The organism is Labrenzia sp. THAF82 (assembly GCF_009363435.1).
Taxonomy (GTDB): Bacteria; Pseudomonadota; Alphaproteobacteria; order Rhizobiales; family Stappiaceae; genus Roseibium; species Roseibium porphyridii.
Window position 1 is genome coordinate 1,321,622 of the sequence record NZ_CP045354.1, and the last position, 15,473, is coordinate 1,337,094.

General features: G+C 53.8%; 12 protein-coding genes. 8 read left to right on the forward strand and 4 right to left on the reverse strand.

Going from position 1 to position 15,473, the window contains the following annotated elements:
* Window positions 1–19: 19 nt before the first annotated feature.
* The gene (locus tag FIV00_RS06415) at window positions 20–931 is read right to left on the reverse strand and encodes a LytTR family DNA-binding domain-containing protein (RefSeq protein WP_152499962.1); all 912 of its coding nucleotides are present in this window, start codon (window positions 929–931) and stop codon (window positions 20–22) included.
* Window positions 932–1,235: 304 nt separating this feature from the next.
* Here FIV00_RS06415 and FIV00_RS06420 point away from each other — a divergent pair, with 304 nt between their 5' ends.
* Window positions 1,236–2,207 (forward strand): MBL fold metallo-hydrolase, encoded by a 972-nt coding sequence (locus tag FIV00_RS06420; RefSeq protein ID WP_152499963.1) that lies wholly within the window; start codon window positions 1,236–1,238, stop codon window positions 2,205–2,207.
* A gap of 63 nt (window positions 2,208–2,270) precedes the next feature.
* Here FIV00_RS06420 and FIV00_RS06425 read toward each other — a convergent pair whose 3' ends face one another.
* Together FIV00_RS06425 and ctrA are read right to left on the reverse strand one after the other, a co-directional pair.
* Window positions 2,271–2,747 (reverse strand): TrmO family methyltransferase, encoded by a 477-nt coding sequence (locus tag FIV00_RS06425; RefSeq protein ID WP_152499964.1) that lies wholly within the window; start codon window positions 2,745–2,747, stop codon window positions 2,271–2,273.
* 257 nt (window positions 2,748–3,004) lie between these two features.
* The gene (gene ctrA / locus FIV00_RS06430; protein ID WP_068406317.1) at window positions 3,005–3,697 is read right to left on the reverse strand and encodes a response regulator transcription factor CtrA; all 693 of its coding nucleotides are present in this window, start codon (window positions 3,695–3,697) and stop codon (window positions 3,005–3,007) included.
* 371 nt (window positions 3,698–4,068) lie between these two features.
* Between ctrA and fliI the strand changes: the two genes are divergently transcribed.
* From fliI to FIV00_RS06445, 3 genes are all read left to right on the forward strand, one after another.
* Entirely contained in the window at window positions 4,069–5,394 is a 1,326-nt protein-coding gene (gene fliI / locus FIV00_RS06435) for a flagellar protein export ATPase FliI (protein ID WP_152499965.1), read from the forward strand.
* Between the two features lie 28 nt (window positions 5,395–5,422).
* Entirely contained in the window at window positions 5,423–5,830 is a 408-nt protein-coding gene (gene fliJ / locus FIV00_RS06440) for a flagellar export protein FliJ (protein WP_152499966.1), read from the forward strand.
* Window positions 5,831–6,038: 208 nt separating this feature from the next.
* Complete coding sequence (locus FIV00_RS06445; RefSeq protein ID WP_152499967.1) at window positions 6,039–6,473, forward strand: paraquat-inducible protein A; 435 nt, start codon at window positions 6,039–6,041, stop codon at window positions 6,471–6,473.
* A gap of 15 nt (window positions 6,474–6,488) precedes the next feature.
* On the opposite strand, the gene FIV00_RS06450 is transcribed toward FIV00_RS06445, so the two are convergent.
* Window positions 6,489–7,604: a DUF2336 domain-containing protein gene (locus FIV00_RS06450; RefSeq protein WP_152499968.1), complete on the reverse strand. Its 1,116-nt coding sequence runs from the start codon at window positions 7,602–7,604 to the stop codon at window positions 6,489–6,491.
* 286 nt (window positions 7,605–7,890) lie between these two features.
* On the opposite strand from FIV00_RS06450, the gene FIV00_RS06455 reads away from it, so the two are divergent.
* The 4 genes from FIV00_RS06455 (at window position 7,891) to FIV00_RS06470 (ending at window position 15,368) form a co-directional block, all read left to right on the forward strand.
* Entirely contained in the window at window positions 7,891–10,200 is a 2,310-nt protein-coding gene (locus FIV00_RS06455) for a mechanosensitive ion channel domain-containing protein (protein WP_209006836.1), read from the forward strand.
* A 177-nt stretch (window positions 10,201–10,377) separates the two neighbouring features.
* Window positions 10,378–11,898: a glycerol-3-phosphate dehydrogenase gene (gene glpD / locus FIV00_RS06460; RefSeq protein WP_152499969.1), complete on the forward strand. Its 1,521-nt coding sequence runs from the start codon at window positions 10,378–10,380 to the stop codon at window positions 11,896–11,898.
* 72 nt (window positions 11,899–11,970) lie between these two features.
* Window positions 11,971–13,458, forward strand: a complete 1,488-nt coding sequence (gene glpK / locus FIV00_RS06465; RefSeq protein WP_152499970.1) for a glycerol kinase GlpK — start codon at window positions 11,971–11,973, stop codon at window positions 13,456–13,458.
* A 305-nt stretch (window positions 13,459–13,763) separates the two neighbouring features.
* The gene (locus tag FIV00_RS06470) at window positions 13,764–15,368 is read left to right on the forward strand and encodes an ABC transporter substrate-binding protein (RefSeq protein WP_152499971.1); all 1,605 of its coding nucleotides are present in this window, start codon (window positions 13,764–13,766) and stop codon (window positions 15,366–15,368) included.
* The last annotated feature ends 105 nt before the right edge of the window (window positions 15,369–15,473 follow it).

Below are 15,473 nucleotides of genomic sequence, written 5' to 3' on the forward strand. Positions count from 1 at the left end.
AAGATCAAATCAAAGGCGGTCAGTTGACCGCCTTTTTTAGTGTTGTGGCCTCTTTCCCGAAACGGGCATCGACATCGTCGGCGTATTTTCGACTAACCGGGACCTTGGAACCATCTTTCAGATCAAGCCAAAGACGCCCGTTTTCACGTGAGTGGCCGACAACCGCCTCATAAGCCACCCAGTGGCTCCGATGAACCTGCATGCCGTCATTGTCAGGCAATTCCGCAACGATGTCATTGAAGCGATAGAGCAGCATACGGCTGTCTGTCTCACTTACGAGCCTTACATAATGTTCCTGCGCTTCGACACGCAGCAAGTCACCTTCAAGCGGGGTCTCCAAATGTCTTCCATAACCCGTGTCGACAGGGGTAAGAGGGATGCCCTGCAATTCAGGTTTTTCCGTTGAAATGGCGGTCTCGGCAGTGTCGGATTGCACCTGGCTGACTGCATTGGTGCCTGTCTGGGAGTTGGCAGAGAACACAAACAGCTTTGGCGCGGTCAGCAGCAGGCAGAGTGCGAGATGATTGTCAGACAGATAAACAACTTCGCGAAAAAACGAGCCAATATGCGAAATGCCGGTCGCGGTTGTTCCCGTTGAAGAAGCGGCCGGAAGAGCCGAAGCATTGAGGCCATCCAGTTCCGGTAATCCTAGGATGAGATCGAGCGCCGTTATTGAAAGCGCAAACGGGAACAGACTGACGACCGCGGCAATTGCCGCAACAGGCCAGATGCGGGATTTCAGTCCAGGCACGCGGTCGATGAACTCAAAGAAGGCAACAAACAAGGCTGCTTCGATCAGAACCCTGATCAGCCAATAGCCATAAAGGCTGGCCAGCGTCCAACCTTCCGGTCGCATTGCTTGAGAGGCTGCCAACAGCAGAGCTGCCGCCAAACAAAGGAAGGTTACCTGCGCGATATAGGATCGGATCATCCGGACGATCTCAATTCTGAGTTACCGCAAACTACGGCATTTCAGGCCTGCCATTCAAGAAGCATGAAATGCGGCTTATCTAAAACATTGTAAATATTAATCTTTTATCACCACTTCTTGCGGTTCAAGAATTGATGAAATCTTCTGCCGGCTTGTGAAGGCATGGCTTTTCTTCTCAGGCCGCTGCGCCAGATACTGGCCGGAAGGAACTGGTTTTTCCAATCGGTTCCAATGTCCAACTTGGCGAAGATGCACGGGCCCCATCACCGGGTGTTGAGCTGAAGAGCAGTTTGGGAGAATTTGAATGACAATCGATGTGAAACTGACACGGCGGGCCGCATTGCTGGGCGCGGGCGGCGCAGTTGCCGGTGCCAGTCTAGCCGGTACCACCGGAGCTGTTATGGCAGCTGCAGAAAAACAAGGGGCCATGGCAGCGCCTGTGGCGCGATATTCCGTCGGTGAATTTGAAGTCAACACTCTGCTAGATGGCGCTGTTACGGCATCCGAACCGCAAAAAACCTTTGGGATGAATGTTGAGGCCGATGCGTTCAATAATTTTTCGGCAGAGAACTTCATTCCTGCCGATCAGTTCCGAGCGTTTTTCACGCCAACACTGGTCAATACAGGCAACGAACTTATCCTGTTCGACACAGGTGTCGGTGAGGGCGGGCGGCCAGCCCGTGGGAATATGCGCGCGGCGATCGAAAGCGCTGGCTACGCGCCCGAGCAAGTTGATGTCGTCGTGATCACGCACATGCACCCTGACCATATTGGCGGCCTGATGGAGGGCGGCGCACCTGCTTTTGCCAATGCGCGATACGTAACCGGCCAGAAAGAATATGATTTCTGGGCGGCTATGGATCCAGAGGCCAATGGTGTCACAAAACTGATGGCCAAAAATGTCAAGCCGCTTGCCGACAAGATGACATTTCTCGGTGATGGCGGCACGGTAGCCTCCGGTGTGACTGCAGTTGCAGCGCATGGCCACACACCAGGGCACATGCTCTATATGCTCGAAAACGGTGGTCAGCAGCTACTTCTGGCAGCAGATACGGCCAATCACTATGTCTGGTCACTTGCCAAGCCGGAATGGGAAGTGCGCTTTGACATGGACAAAGAGGCGGCAGCAGCAACGCGAAAGAGCATTTTCGGTATGCTCGCGGCCGACAAGGTGCCGTTCGTCGGTTACCACATGCCTTTCCCGGCGGTCGGTTATGTCGCCGCAGAGGGAGATGGGTTCCGGTATGTGCCGGCCTCCTATCAGATGCATCTCTGATTCGCTTTCAACAGTGCACAGGAGAAGCCGGCATTTGCCGGCTTCTCTCGTTTTTGACGGTGATTATCGAAACTCAGCGTCCCAGTCGAAGCTCGCCGAGTCTTCATAGCAGGATGGCCAATGGCCAAAGTGCCTCGGGATTGATGCAGACTTCACAAGATCACTTGCCGGAAAATAGGGTTTGATATCGATGACCGGTGTATCTGGCAGCGTATCTATGAAGGGGGTCGTGATCACACCCTTGGTTTCGTCGACACTCAACAGGTGGACAATCGAGAAGCAGACAGGATTGGGTCTTTGGGGGCTCCGCGTGGCAAACACTCCAACGGCTTCTTCAGACGCTGTGTAGGGAGACGGGAAACTCAACGCATGCTGTGAGCCGTCGGTGTCCGTCTCGTGGGCAAGCCACACAACAATCGCGTGGCTGAAATCCGAAAGACCTTTCAGGCCAGGCGCATAGTCTTTGTCGATGGTAACGCGGAAACCTTCTGCAAAAGGTCGCACGGTACCGATCACCCGCAATGTGGTGTTCATCATCATATTCCTTGGTTTGATTTCTGATGCGCCGGGCCCGACTTCGGCAAGCTGCAGATACTTTATGAAAAGCACAACGAAAAACGGTGTTCTAGGTGCTTTTACCGACAAGACCCGTCTGGGAGATGCCGCGATCTACCATACCGCCGAAGGGGCAGGGGATGCAGTTAGAAGCTTCCAAAGGTATGCGGAGCCTTGTAGGCAGACACAAAAAAGCCCCGGAAAACCGGGGCTTCTTAATCTTCAGAGATGTCTTTAGCTGCTTAAGCGGCAGCTTCGACTTCCGGTTCACGAAGAACGTAACCACGTCCCCAAACCGTCTCGATATAGTTTTTACCGGATGTTGCCGCCGCCAGTTTCTTGCGCAGCTTACAAATGAAGACGTCAATGATCTTCAATTCCGGCTCGTCCATACCACCGTAAAGATGGTTCAGGAACATTTCCTTGGTGAGCGTCGTTCCCTTGCGCAGGGAGAGAAGCTCTAGCATCTGGTATTCCTTGCCGGTCAGATGCACACGCTGGCCGCCAACTTCGACGGTCTTGGTGTCTAGGTTGACCTTCAGGTCGCCGGTGATGATCACCGACTGTGCATGGCCTTTGGACCGACGAACGATTGCGTGGATACGCGCGACAAGCTCATCCTTGTGGAAGGGCTTGGTCATGTAATCGTCAGCGCCGAAGCCGAGGCCACGAACCTTGTCTTCAATTCCCGCGTTACCGGAGAGGATCAGGATCGGTGTCTTGACCTTCGAAACGCGGAGTGTCCGAAGAACCTCGTATCCGGACATGTCCGGCAGGTTCAAATCCAACATGATGATGTCGTAGTCGTACAGTTTGCCGAGGTCGATACCTTCCTCGCCAAGATCTGTCGTGTAGACGTTGAAGTTCTCGGACTTCAGCATCAACTCGATGCTCTGCGCTGTAGCGCTATCATCCTCAATCAACAATACACGCATGCCAATCCCCTTGTTCTGCCTTTCCTGGGCAAGTCGCAACGGCTCTGTCGGTGCCTGCTACGAAGGACTGTGTTAACCCCGACTCAAAGCTATCGGTTAATGGTTAACAAAATATGATTCGCAACGGCAAGCTTCGAAAAGAGGAAACTGTGAACAACGACCAACTTGTTGAATCCCCAGAAAAAACCCGGATTCAGAAGTCTTAATGTTGAACTTTAAGAAACGGGTCTAACCGATTCCGTTCAGATTCCTTTCAACAAAGCCGAAATGACTTCGAAATGGCTCTCGCTTGTCAGCCTTCCAAACGTTAAGATTAACCAGAGTCGTAAACGATAGGTTACCAAAACCGTTAACGTGTGAAGGAATTTTCCGTGAAGGCGCTTTTCGCCGAGATTGATTCGCTCATGTCGACCGAGATTTATGGCCGGGTTACTGCGGTTCAGGGCCTTCTTGTGGAGATCGCGGGACCTATTCATGAGATGAGTGTCGGCTCGCGACTTTTAATCGATAATGGTGAGGATAACCCGAAGGTTCCCGCCGAAGTTGTCGGTTTCAGGGAAGGTCATGCCCTTTGCATGCCGTTTTCCGGCCTCGAAGGCGTCCGTATGGGCTGCAAAGCCGTCATAAACGCTCGGGAAAGTGTCGTTCATCCAAGTAGCGAGTGGCTTGGTCGAGTCGTTAACGCACATGGTGAACCAATTGATGGTAAAGGAGATCTTCCAAATGGCGGAGTGCCTCGCAAATTGCGAAGTTCACCGCCACCGGCGTCTGAACGTAAACGAGTCGGACCGCCACTTGATCTGGGTGTCAGAGCTCTCAATACCTTCGTAACCTGCTGCGAAGGACAGCGGATGGGCATCTTTGCCGGCTCTGGTGTTGGCAAATCGGTATTGATGTCCATGCTGGCTCGAAACACCGATTGTGATGTTGCCGTGATTGGTCTGATCGGTGAACGGGGCCGAGAAGTTCAGGAGTTTATCGAAGACGATCTGGGTGAAGAAGGCCTGGCGCGTTCGGTGGTCGTTGTGGCGACCTCTGATGAAAGTGTATTAATGCGCCGACAGGCTGCATATCTTTCAATGACCGTCGCCGAACACTTCCGGGACGAGGGCAATAACGTCCTTTGCATGATGGATTCGGTTACGCGATTCGCAATGGCGCAGAGAGAAATCGGCCTTTCGGTGGGCGAGCCTCCGACATCCAAAGGCTATACGCCGACTGTTTTCACCGAGTTGCCTCGGCTTCTGGAGCGAGCCGGTCCCGGTCCGGAAGGGTCTGGTTCGATCACCGGTCTGTTTACGGTGCTGGTCGAGGGTGACAATCACAATGAACCGGTTGCGGATGCCGTTCGCGGAATTCTGGATGGTCACGTGGTCATGGAACGGGCGATTGCAGAGCGTGGACGATATCCGGCGATCAATGTGCTAAAGTCTGTATCCAGGACGATGCCGCGCTGTGTGCCGGAACAATCGCTGCCCGTTTTGCGCAAAGCGCGGCAGCTGTTATCGACTTATACCGATATGGAAGAACTGATCCGTCTTGGCGCTTATCGAAAAGGATCCGACCCGGTCGTGGACGAGGCAATTCACAGGTTCGAGTTGATAGACTCTTTTTTGAATCAGGAAAAAGACGAATCAACGTCACTTTCTGATGGTTATCTGCAACTTGCCAACCTTTTGGAAATGACTCAGGGGTAGACTGCCCGTGTTAGGGGAGTATTGAGTAATGAAAACCCGAGACAGTTTGATCCGCTTGAAGCGGTTTCAAGTGGATGAAAAACGGCGTCAGCTTGCCCAGATTGAGGGCATGATCGCCGAGTTCAATCGCATGGCCGATGAACTTGACGATCAGATCCGATCCGAACAGGAACGGGTCGGTATTACCGATGTCACACATTTTGCTTATCCGACATTTGCCAAAGCAGCCGCTGACCGAAGAGACAATCTGCGCAATTCCGCGCACGAACTCGACGACCAGCTGCAGCGAGCTCAAGACGAGCTCAGTGAGGCGATCGAAGAATTGAAGAAGTTCGAGCAACTTGAAGAGCGTGACCAGCAACGGGAACGCACTGCGCAAGAGATTGCCGAACAAGAACAGCTGGATGAAGTCGCCGCACGTGCCCGCATGCGTTAGGCAATGCGCCTGAAGCTGCAAAGTACTGCATCTTTTTTGGCGTGCGCGGCGACGAAAATATTTCCCCAATCAGCCTGATCGCCCCGGTGGCGGTCGGGTTTTGTGCTTTGTGGTGGCAATGGTATAGGCAAATGGTGGCGTCGATACCATCTGTTGACGGTCACCGAACCGCCCAGTCACAACAAAGAGCCGGAGCTCGGCAAGATCAATGCGACTATTTCTGGCTCTGCTGCTCCCGATCTCCACATTTTCCTTTGCACTCGGCCTCACCCAACCTCTGATGCGGTTTGAACGGCTGTATTTTTTGGAGGATCGTCCAAGCCTCATCAGGATGATCTCGGAACTATGGCAGGATGGCGATGCTGCGCTCGCAGGCATTGTCGCGCTCTTTTCCGTTGGGTTTCCTGCACTCAAGATCCTCTTGATTCACATCGCGGTTCTGACTGGAGGAAAGTCCAGATCTCTGGCACTGCTGTCCATGGTCAGCAAATGGTCGATGCTGGATGTGATGCTGGTTGCTCTGGTGCTGTTCGCTGCCAAAACCAGTGGTTTGGCCGCAGCGGCCATTTTGCCTGGTCTTTGGTTTTATGCTGCCGCAACCCTGTCGACCGCAGTGGCAGCCAACCTTTGCGCACGAGCCTGATCGCCTGGAGGCAGACTACATCGCAGCCAGACGGGACGCGCGTTCTGTGCCCGGTTTTGCCTTTTTTTCTTTGCGCTTTGCCTGAAAGTCTCCACATCTCGACTGACGAGCCGAGGCCGCGCTTTCGATGTGTTTCTTATAGGCAACCGTCCACTCCGAGGCGCTTGCAGAGGGAATCTTGAGATGATCGCAGCGCACCTTTGCAAAAAGAGCGAAGGTTGATGTGTCGAGTTGCGCCTTGGCAGCTGTTTTCAAGACAAGATCGAGCTTGCCTTCAAAGACTGCGTCTTTCAGAGCTTTTTGGGCAATACGGCCGCGTGCGCTGAGCAGTTCAATCGTGTGATTGAACCGGCCATCCTGCAACAGCAGGATCATCAATTCACTAATCGAAATTCCGTTGCGTTCGGCATCCCGCCAAAGCAGCTCCATATCGGTGGTTTCGAGCGCATCGCCGAACTCACGGCGTAACGCCTTGAGCCGCGCGATCTGATTGAGCTGATCTTGTGAAAGTGAACCCTCTATGATCCCGTGAAGCCGTTTTTTTGTTTCCTCATTCACAAGCGGCAGCAACTGGCGGCAGACGGTAGGTGACAAATCGGTTCTCAAACACAGGTCTTCCCGCAGAACCACGTCCTCCGTCGCCAGCTGCACGAATTTGAGCATCGTTTCTCGAGACAGTTTGATTTCGCGGTTGCCGGCCAGGATCCGTTGAACCGGTCGGTCACCTCTCTCGGCGATAACATCTGAAATCTGCGGTGAGAGGTCGGCGCGACGCGCGATCACCTGGAGATGGGAAGCGCTCAGACGCTCAACAAAGTCCAGCAGGTCTTCTTGCGAAAACACAGGGCAATTGGCAAGGACGGGCATGGCCACGTTGACATTGTCTTCCGCCAGACGCTTTGCAAGCTCCGAGGGGGTGTTTGTTTGCGATGCCAGCCTTTTGGCCAGGCGAGCGCGATCCTTTGCGGATCCAACGCCATAAAGCTTGATGATGACTTCAGCAAAGATTGCCAGCTCCCGATCAGTGCGCTGATCCAGATTGGAAACAACAAGCTCGCTCACTTGCGCAAACAAGCGCTCGCGAGCTCCCTCGGTGTTATCCTGGGCCAGTTCGATCAGGGAATTCGACATCCACGCTCCTCTTCCCATTAGATTGACGTCTATATTGTTATTATTACGTTACCCGATGGATGAATGATGCTTTTTTACCTTGCGTAAACTTGGTTTATTGTTGCCCGGCACGGAAAATTTGCAGTTTGAACTTGATACATGAAGCGTGTCGGCCCCCGGTTGCTGAGTTTCATCGCGGTGCAAAAAGGTCAATCGACCTTCAAGCTCTCTTTTCTTTTCCGCAGGTTGTTTTCTATTGTTGTGCTTGAGACAGTGTTCGCACCTTCGCGCCGCAAGTACAGGAATTATGATGAGAATTTTGGGCAACATCCTTGTCGTGATCCTGGGGTTGATGGCGCTTGGGGCACCTTTGGCACTTGCGCAAGACGCGCCAATCCAGGAGGCGAGCGAACAGGCTTCACAGACGTCGGATGTTCAAAAGGCCAATGAAGCTCTTATCAAAGTTCTCAACGATCCTGCCAGTCGTGAAGCGCTCATCAAATTGCTCAAGGACAGCACCTCCGAAGAAGGCGCTGGGGCGCACAGCAATGCGCAGACCGGAGAAGGTCAGGCGACTGGACAGACCGCATCTGGCGATGACGAAAGTACCGGACGTGGCTTCGTTATCCGGGTCGGTGAATATACCAAAGCGATTGCAGACGAAATTGGAGTGGTTGTCGATCGATCAGTGCATTCGCTAAGGGGGCTGTTGCTCATTTTCAGCGGAGAAATTCCGATCAAATGGGACCGGGCTCAAGATGTGCTCATCCAGGTTGCGGTCGTCCTTGGATCCGCCTATGTGGCCTTTTGGGCCGGCCAGGCGGTCGCCCGGCTGATTTATCCGAAATTGTCCGTTCGGGCCCGCTATGGCGGTGGGCTGACCCGAAGCTTCATACTTGTCCTGACTTCCATCATTGACGGGCTCACCGTCGCAATCGGGTTAGGCGTCGGGTATCTGGTTGCCCTTCTTGCCTATGGTGGCTTTCAGGCCGGTGTGTCACTCCAGGAGAGCCTGGCGCTGAATGCGTTTTTCATCACCGGTATGGCCAATGTTTCTCTCAGATTTGTGTTTGCACCACAGCGACCGGAATTGCGTCTTCTTCCGTTTTCCAATGCGAGTGCCGACTACTGGTATGTCAAGCTCCGCTACTACATGTTCTGGGTCAACTACGGCGTTTTCCTTGCCGTTCCGGTGGCGAACATCGCCGTCTCCTTTGTTCTTGGGAACGCGTTGCGCTTTCTGATTGTCCTCATCGGGATGCTCTATCTGATGGTGCTGATCGCACGGAACCGGCTGAATGTTCGCGAAGGCACACGCACTTATGCACAAACCCTTCAAAGCGGACTTGCCCAGAGCGCCCTCACCAATCTTGGAAACCTCTGGCATGTCGGTGCCTATGGTTACATCATCGCGATTTTTCTGGTCTGGGTTACCCGCCCGTTCGATGCAACGACAATCATTCTTCGGGCAACTGGTCTTTCAATCATCACAATAATGGCGGGCATGGCAATTTCGCTTGTGATGACGCGTGCGATCAAAGGCGGCATTCGCATTCCAAGCGAGCTTCGCGAAAAACTTCCTGCGCTTCAGTCCAGGCTCAACGCCTTCGTTCCAAGGCTGCTCAAGCTCATCAGAACAATCGTGTTCTTCGGTACCATTTTGCTGCTCTTCGACATTTGGGGCCTCCTGAGCGTCATAGATTGGGTATATAGCGAAACCGGAGCTCGCCTGGTCAGCAGTTATGGTGCGGCCTTTATGGTGCTGATTGTTGCCTTTGTCGTCTGGCTTGCTGTTATGTCCTGGGTGGATCTTCGCCTGCAGTCCCGAGCCGGATACATTGTTACGGCGCGGGAGAGGACCCTTTTTCAGCTGTTCCGAAACGCCTTTACAGTCGTGATTATCGTCATGGCGATCCTGCTTTCACTTTCGGAAATCGGTGTTGATATCGGTCCGTTGATCGCCGGTGCCGGTGTTGTGGGCCTGGCGATCTCCTTTGGTGCGCAAACCCTGGTGAAAGACATCATCACCGGTGCTTTCATTCAGATTGAGAACGCGATCAACGAAGGCGATGTGGTGACCGTGGCAGGCATAACGGGAACAGTGGAAGGCATCACGGTGCGATCCGTTCGGATGCGAGATCTGGATGGCACCACTCATATCATTCCGTTTTCCTCCGTGGACATGGTGTCCAATTTCATGCGCGGCTTTTCTTATCATGTTGCCTTGATCGGCGTGTCGTACGATACCGACATTTCCTACGCCAAAGAGGCAATGGCGGAGGCATTCCGACGATTGAACGAGACAGATTTCAAATCGAGCATTTTCGGTGACCTCGAAATGCACGGAGTGACCAATTTCGGCGCCAGCTCAATCGATATCAGGGCGCGTATCAAGACAAGGCCCGGCGATCAGTGGTCTGTTGGCAGAGCTTACAATGAATTTGTGAAGCAGGTCTTTGACGAGCGCGATATCGAGATTCCGTTCCCGCAAGTGACCTATCATGCGGCGACACCTCCTTTTGCAACCGATACCGCGAAAGCGAAAGAGAAAGTGAAAACCGGATCTCAGAAGTCGAAACCTGTAGATGATGCGCCGGCGGATGACGGGGAACATTAGATTTTTCAATAATTTGTAAGTGAACTCATGATGCTCTTTTTTGGAGTATTCTACAGGGCTTTCGACGAAATGGTGGTTTCGTCGCGAGCAGGAAATTGTTGATTGAATTTCACTGAGTTTCGCTTTATTTTCATTTTGGGTTGGCAACTGCAATTTCATATCAGCCGGAGACAGGTTATGGCGGCGGACTACGATCTTTTGGTCATTGGCGGAGGCATCAATGGCACGGGCATCGCACGTGACGCTGTCGGCCGCGGTGCTTCCGTTATGCTTGTGGAAATGGGTGATCTTGCCGGCGCGACCTCATCGGCGTCAACGAAGCTCATTCATGGCGGCCTGCGCTACCTGGAATATTACGAGTTCAATCTGGTCAGGAAGGCGCTCAAGGAACGCGAAGTGCTCTGGCGGGCCGCGCCGCATATCGCCTGGCCACTTCGCTTCATTCTGCCTCACCACAAAGATCTTCGTCCGGCGTGGCTGCTGCGGTTGGGTTTGTTCATGTATGACCATCTGGGCGGGCGTGAACTTCTGCCTGCGACCAAAACAGTGCGCCTTGATCAGGCACCTTTTTCTCAAGGTCTCAAAAATCTCTTCAAGAAGGGGTTCGAGTATTCGGATTGCTGGGTGGATGACGCCCGGCTGGTTGTCCTGAACGCGCGCGATGCGGCGGACCGTGGTGCGGAGGTTCTTACACGCACCAAATGCATCAGCGCGCGTCGGGACAATGATGTCTGGAATGTCGTTCTAAAGGATCAGGATACCGGAGAGGAACGGACTGTTTCCGCCAGCGTTCTTGTCAATGCCGCAGGGCCCTGGGTTGCTGAAATGCTCAACGGCGTTGTTGGTGCGAACAACACTTCTGCCGTTCGGCTGGTCAAAGGCAGTCACATCATCGTTCCGCGCCAGTTTGAACACGATCGCTGTTTCATTTTTCAAAATGGCGATGGCCGCATCATTTTCGCTATCCCCTATGAAGACGATTTCACGTTGATAGGAACAACGGATGTCGACTACCAGGACGACCTGGGCGACGTGCGCATCTCCGACGATGAGATTGCTTATCTTTGCAAGTCCGCCAGCGAGTATCTGGCGGAAGCGATCGAGCCCAAAGATGTCGTTCACACTTATTCGGGCGTGCGGCCTCTTTATGATGATGGTGCGAAAGACGCCAAGGCGGCCACCCGCGACTATGTGCTTGAACTGGATGGCGGCGAAGACAAGCCTGCCCTTTTGTCGGTGTTTGGCGGCAAAATCACCACCTATCGAAAATTGGCAGAAAATGTCCTTGCCAAACTGGAACCGTATCTTCCTTTCAAGCGCGGCGTCTGGACGGCGTATGCTCCCTTGCCGGGCGGTGATTTCAGGGTGACGGACTTTGACCGTCAAGTTGATGAACTTGTGCGAGACTATCCCTTTATCGGGAAGCAGTTCGCCTCACGCCTGATGCGCCACTACGGCACCGATGCCCGGCTTATGCTTGGCGATGCAGCGTCACTTGATGCGCTTGGCCCTTGCTTCGGTCATGACCTTTATGAAGTTGAAGTGAAATGGCAGATCGAACGCGAGTGGGCGCGAAGCGCGGACGATGTGCTCTGGCGCCGATCCAAGCTTGGTCTTCGGATCTCCAAGGAGGAGGCTGCAAGACTGGATGGCTTCATTTCAGACTATCTTGCGGACAGACCTGACGCTGCTGCATAGTTTTCTCTAACCGAAATAGCTGACGGTAGCGCCGACAGTTTCTCGTTCAAACAAATCAATGGGAGGTGGGCCATGGCAGGATGTGTGTTGGCTATAGACCAGGGCACGACGTCAAGCCGAGCGATCGTCTTTGGCGATGACTATCAGCCGCTTAGTGTCGGCCAGCAGGAATTTCCGCAACATTTCCCGAAATCAGGCTGGGTGGAGCATTCACCGACGGACATCTGGACCAGTACGCTGCGCGTTTGCCGCGAAGCCATGGAAAAGGCTCCGTCAGGTGGTGCGGATGTTGCCGCGATCGGGATCACCAATCAGCGGGAAACCACGTTGATCTGGGATCGTTCAACCGGTGAGCCGGTTTACAACGCGATCGTGTGGCAAGACAGGCGAACATCCGATTTTTGCGCACAGCTGCGCGCCGATGGACTGGAAGACAAATTCACGTCAAAGACCGGCCTGCTCCTCGACCCTTATTTTTCGGGAACGAAGATTGCCTGGATTCTCGACAATGTTGACGGCGTCCGGGCTCGGGCAGACCGTGGCGAACTTGTTTTCGGCACGGTCGATACTTGGCTGATCTGGCAGCTTACGGGTGGTACGGTTCACGTAACCGATGCAACAAATGCCGCGCGGACACTGATCTACAATATTCACGAAAATGCCTGGGACGCAGAACTCTGCAGTTTGTTGAAGATCCCTCTCAACATGCTACCGGACGTGAAAGACAGTGCTGACGAGTTTGGCGTTACCGAGGCCGATCTGTTCGGCCGGTCGATCCCGATCCTTGGTGTTGCCGGTGATCAGCAAGCAGCAACCGTCGGTCAGGCCTGTTTCAAGCCCGGAATGGTGAAGTCGACCTACGGAACCGGCTGTTTCGCACTCATGAACACCGGCGATGCGCCGGTCAGGTCCAACAACAGGATGCTGACAACCATCGCCTACCGCTTGAACGGCAAGACGACTTATGCCCTGGAAGGGTCAATCTTCGTCGCAGGTGCCGCGGTGCAATGGCTACGGGACGGACTTGGCATCATTGAAAGTGCAGGCGACACGCAAGGACTTGCTGAACAGGCAGATGCCAACCAGGATATTTTTCTGGTTCCGGCTTTTGTCGGTCTGGGAGCGCCGCACTGGGATGCGGACGCCAGAGGAGCAATGTTCGGACTCACCCGGAACACAGGCCCGAAGGAAATCGCGCGAGCCGTGCTGCAAAGCGTTGGCTACCAGACCAGCGATCTGATTGATGCGATGCAGGCGGATTGGCCGGATGCCGAAAAGCCTGTCCTGAGGGTGGATGGCGGCATGACGGCATCCGACTGGACCATGCAGTTTTTGGCCGACATTCTTGGAGCGCCCGTTGACCGTCCAACGGTTGCCGAGACGACGGCACTCGGCTCCGCCTGGCTTGCAGGCTCGAAAGCAGGTGTCTGGCCGGGGGCTGAATCCTTTTCAGCGCAATGGAAACTGGAAAAAAGGTTCGAACCTCGGCTGGATGAGGCAGAAAGACGTCGATTGCTGTCCGGCTGGCAGGATGCGGTCAGGCGAACAAGATCTACGTAAGGTTGCTAGATTCACAAGCTCCCGCCAAGGCGGGAGTTTTTTTGTTTTCAAACACTTATACTAAGTCCAAAAAATAGTGCCGTAGCGGTATTTGTTTCCATTGTGCCTAGGGTCTTGCGTCAAAAATTTACGGCAGCATGGCTTACCTAGAAAAAAAATTTCAAAAAACAGGTGAAATTAGAAATATGTTGGCAGTTGATTTTCCGCCAAAAAAACGCCTTAGTTTGCGCTGGCTCGGGCTTAACTCCTTTGCACGGTTCAACGATGCAGGGCCCTTGCTTCTTCATCAAGGGGAGAACAGTTTGATGAATTTCCAAAAAACCTTGAAGGCTAGCCTTCTTGGCGCCAGCCTTGCTGTGATCGCAGCAACCGGCGCGTCCGCAAAAACCCTGGTTTATTGCTCTGAAGGTTCACCTGAAGGCTTCGACACCGCACTTTACACCGCCGGTACAACTTTCGATGCTTCCTCCAAGCCGATCTACAACAGGCTTGTCGAGTTCAAGCGTGGCACGACAGAGGTCCTGCCAGGTCTTGCTGAAAGCTGGGAAGTTTCTGAAGACGGTTTGGAGTACACCTTCAAATTGCGTCAGGGCGTGAAGTATCACACCACCGGCTTCTTCACACCGACCCGTGATTTCAACGCTGACGATGTCGTCTTTTCTTTCGAGCGTCAGCTGAAGAAAGATCATCCGTGGCACGAGTACACACCTGGCACTGCCTGGGAATACTTCAACGGCATGTCCATGCCGGACCTGATCAAGGAAATCGTCAAGGTTGACGACCATACGGTCAAGTTCGTGCTGAACCGCCCGGAAGCTCCGATGATCGCGAACCTCGCCATGGATTTCGCGTCCATCGTTTCTGCCGAATATGCTGCGCAGCTTGAAGCTGCTGGTACCAAGGAACAGCTGAACCAGCAGCCGGTAGGCACTGGTCCGTTCGCATTTGTCGGTTACCAGAAAGATGCAGTGATCCGGTATCAGGCACATGCCGACTACTGGAACGGCAAGGAAAAGATCGACAACCTGATCTTCGCAATCACACCGGATGCAGCCGTTCGACTGCAGAAGCTGAAAGCCGGCGAATGTCATGTCATGCCTTATCCGGCACCGGCTGACATTGAAGATATCCGGGCTGACAGCAACCTGACGCTGATGGAACAACAGGGTCTGAACGTCGGTTACCTTGCCTACAACACCAAGGTGGCTCCGTTCGACAAGAAGGAAGTCCGCAAGGCGCTTAACCATGCCGTCAACAAGCAGGCAATCCTTGACGCGGTATTCCAGGGCTCCGGCCAGGCCGCCAAGAATCCGATCCCGCCGACCATGTGGTCCTACAACGAAGCGACCCAGGACGACGACTACAATCCTGACCTGGCAAAGGAAATGCTGGCAGCAGCCGGTGTAGAAAACCTTTCCATGAAGGTCTGGGCGATGCCGGTGCAGCGTCCTTACAACCCGAATGCTCGCCGGATGGCGGAAGTCATTCAGGCTGATTTCGCCAATGTCGGTGTCAATGTTGAAATCGTCTCCTACGAATGGGGTGAATACCTGTCCCGTTCCAAGGATGTTGACCGCGACGGTGCCGTTCTTCTCGGCTGGACCGGCGACAATGGCGATCCGGACAACTTCCTTGCCGTCTTGCTCGGCTGTGACGGTGTTGGTGGTTCCAACCGCGCGCAGTGGTGCAACGACGAGTTCGAAGCTCTGATCCAGAAAGCCAAGACCGTTACGGACAAGGCGGAGCGCACCAAGCTCTACGAAGAAGCACAGGCTGTCTTCAAGGAAGAAGCACCTTGGGCAACCATCGCGCACTCCGTCGTCTTCATGCCGATGTCTTCCAAAGTCACCGGCTACGTAATGGATCCGCTCGGCGGCCATTGGTTTGACGGCGTAGACATCGCGGAATAAATCCGCCTAATCTCAAGGAGGCGCTGGCAGCAATGCCGGCGCCTTCAAATATTATGGCCGGCGGATGCTTCCGGGAGTACGGACAGTTTCCGCTGGTTCTTCGTA

What these genes read in the sequence shown, in the direction of transcription:
- FIV00_RS06450 (WP_152499968.1), bottom strand. Translation starts at nt 7,604, where the DNA reads ATGTCGAATTCCCTGATCGAACTGGCCCAGGATAACACCGAGGGAGCT.
- glpK (WP_152499970.1), top strand. Translation starts at nt 11,971, where the DNA reads ATGGCAGGATGTGTGTTGGCTATAGACCAGGGCACGACGTCAAGCCGA.
- FIV00_RS06455 (WP_209006836.1), top strand. Translation starts at nt 7,891, where the DNA reads ATGATGAGAATTTTGGGCAACATCCTTGTCGTGATCCTGGGGTTGATG.
- FIV00_RS06425 (WP_152499964.1), bottom strand. Translation starts at nt 2,747, where the DNA reads ATGATGATGAACACCACATTGCGGGTGATCGGTACCGTGCGACCTTTT.
- FIV00_RS06415 (WP_152499962.1), bottom strand. Translation starts at nt 931, where the DNA reads ATGATCCGATCCTATATCGCGCAGGTAACCTTCCTTTGTTTGGCGGCA.
- FIV00_RS06470 (WP_152499971.1), top strand. Translation starts at nt 13,764, where the DNA reads ATGAATTTCCAAAAAACCTTGAAGGCTAGCCTTCTTGGCGCCAGCCTT.
- FIV00_RS06445 (WP_152499967.1), top strand. Translation starts at nt 6,039, where the DNA reads ATGCGACTATTTCTGGCTCTGCTGCTCCCGATCTCCACATTTTCCTTT.
- FIV00_RS06420 (WP_152499963.1), top strand. Translation starts at nt 1,236, where the DNA reads ATGACAATCGATGTGAAACTGACACGGCGGGCCGCATTGCTGGGCGCG.
- glpD (WP_152499969.1), top strand. Translation starts at nt 10,378, where the DNA reads ATGGCGGCGGACTACGATCTTTTGGTCATTGGCGGAGGCATCAATGGC.
- ctrA (WP_068406317.1), bottom strand. Translation starts at nt 3,697, where the DNA reads ATGCGTGTATTGTTGATTGAGGATGATAGCGCTACAGCGCAGAGCATC.
- fliJ (WP_152499966.1), top strand. Translation starts at nt 5,423, where the DNA reads ATGAAAACCCGAGACAGTTTGATCCGCTTGAAGCGGTTTCAAGTGGAT.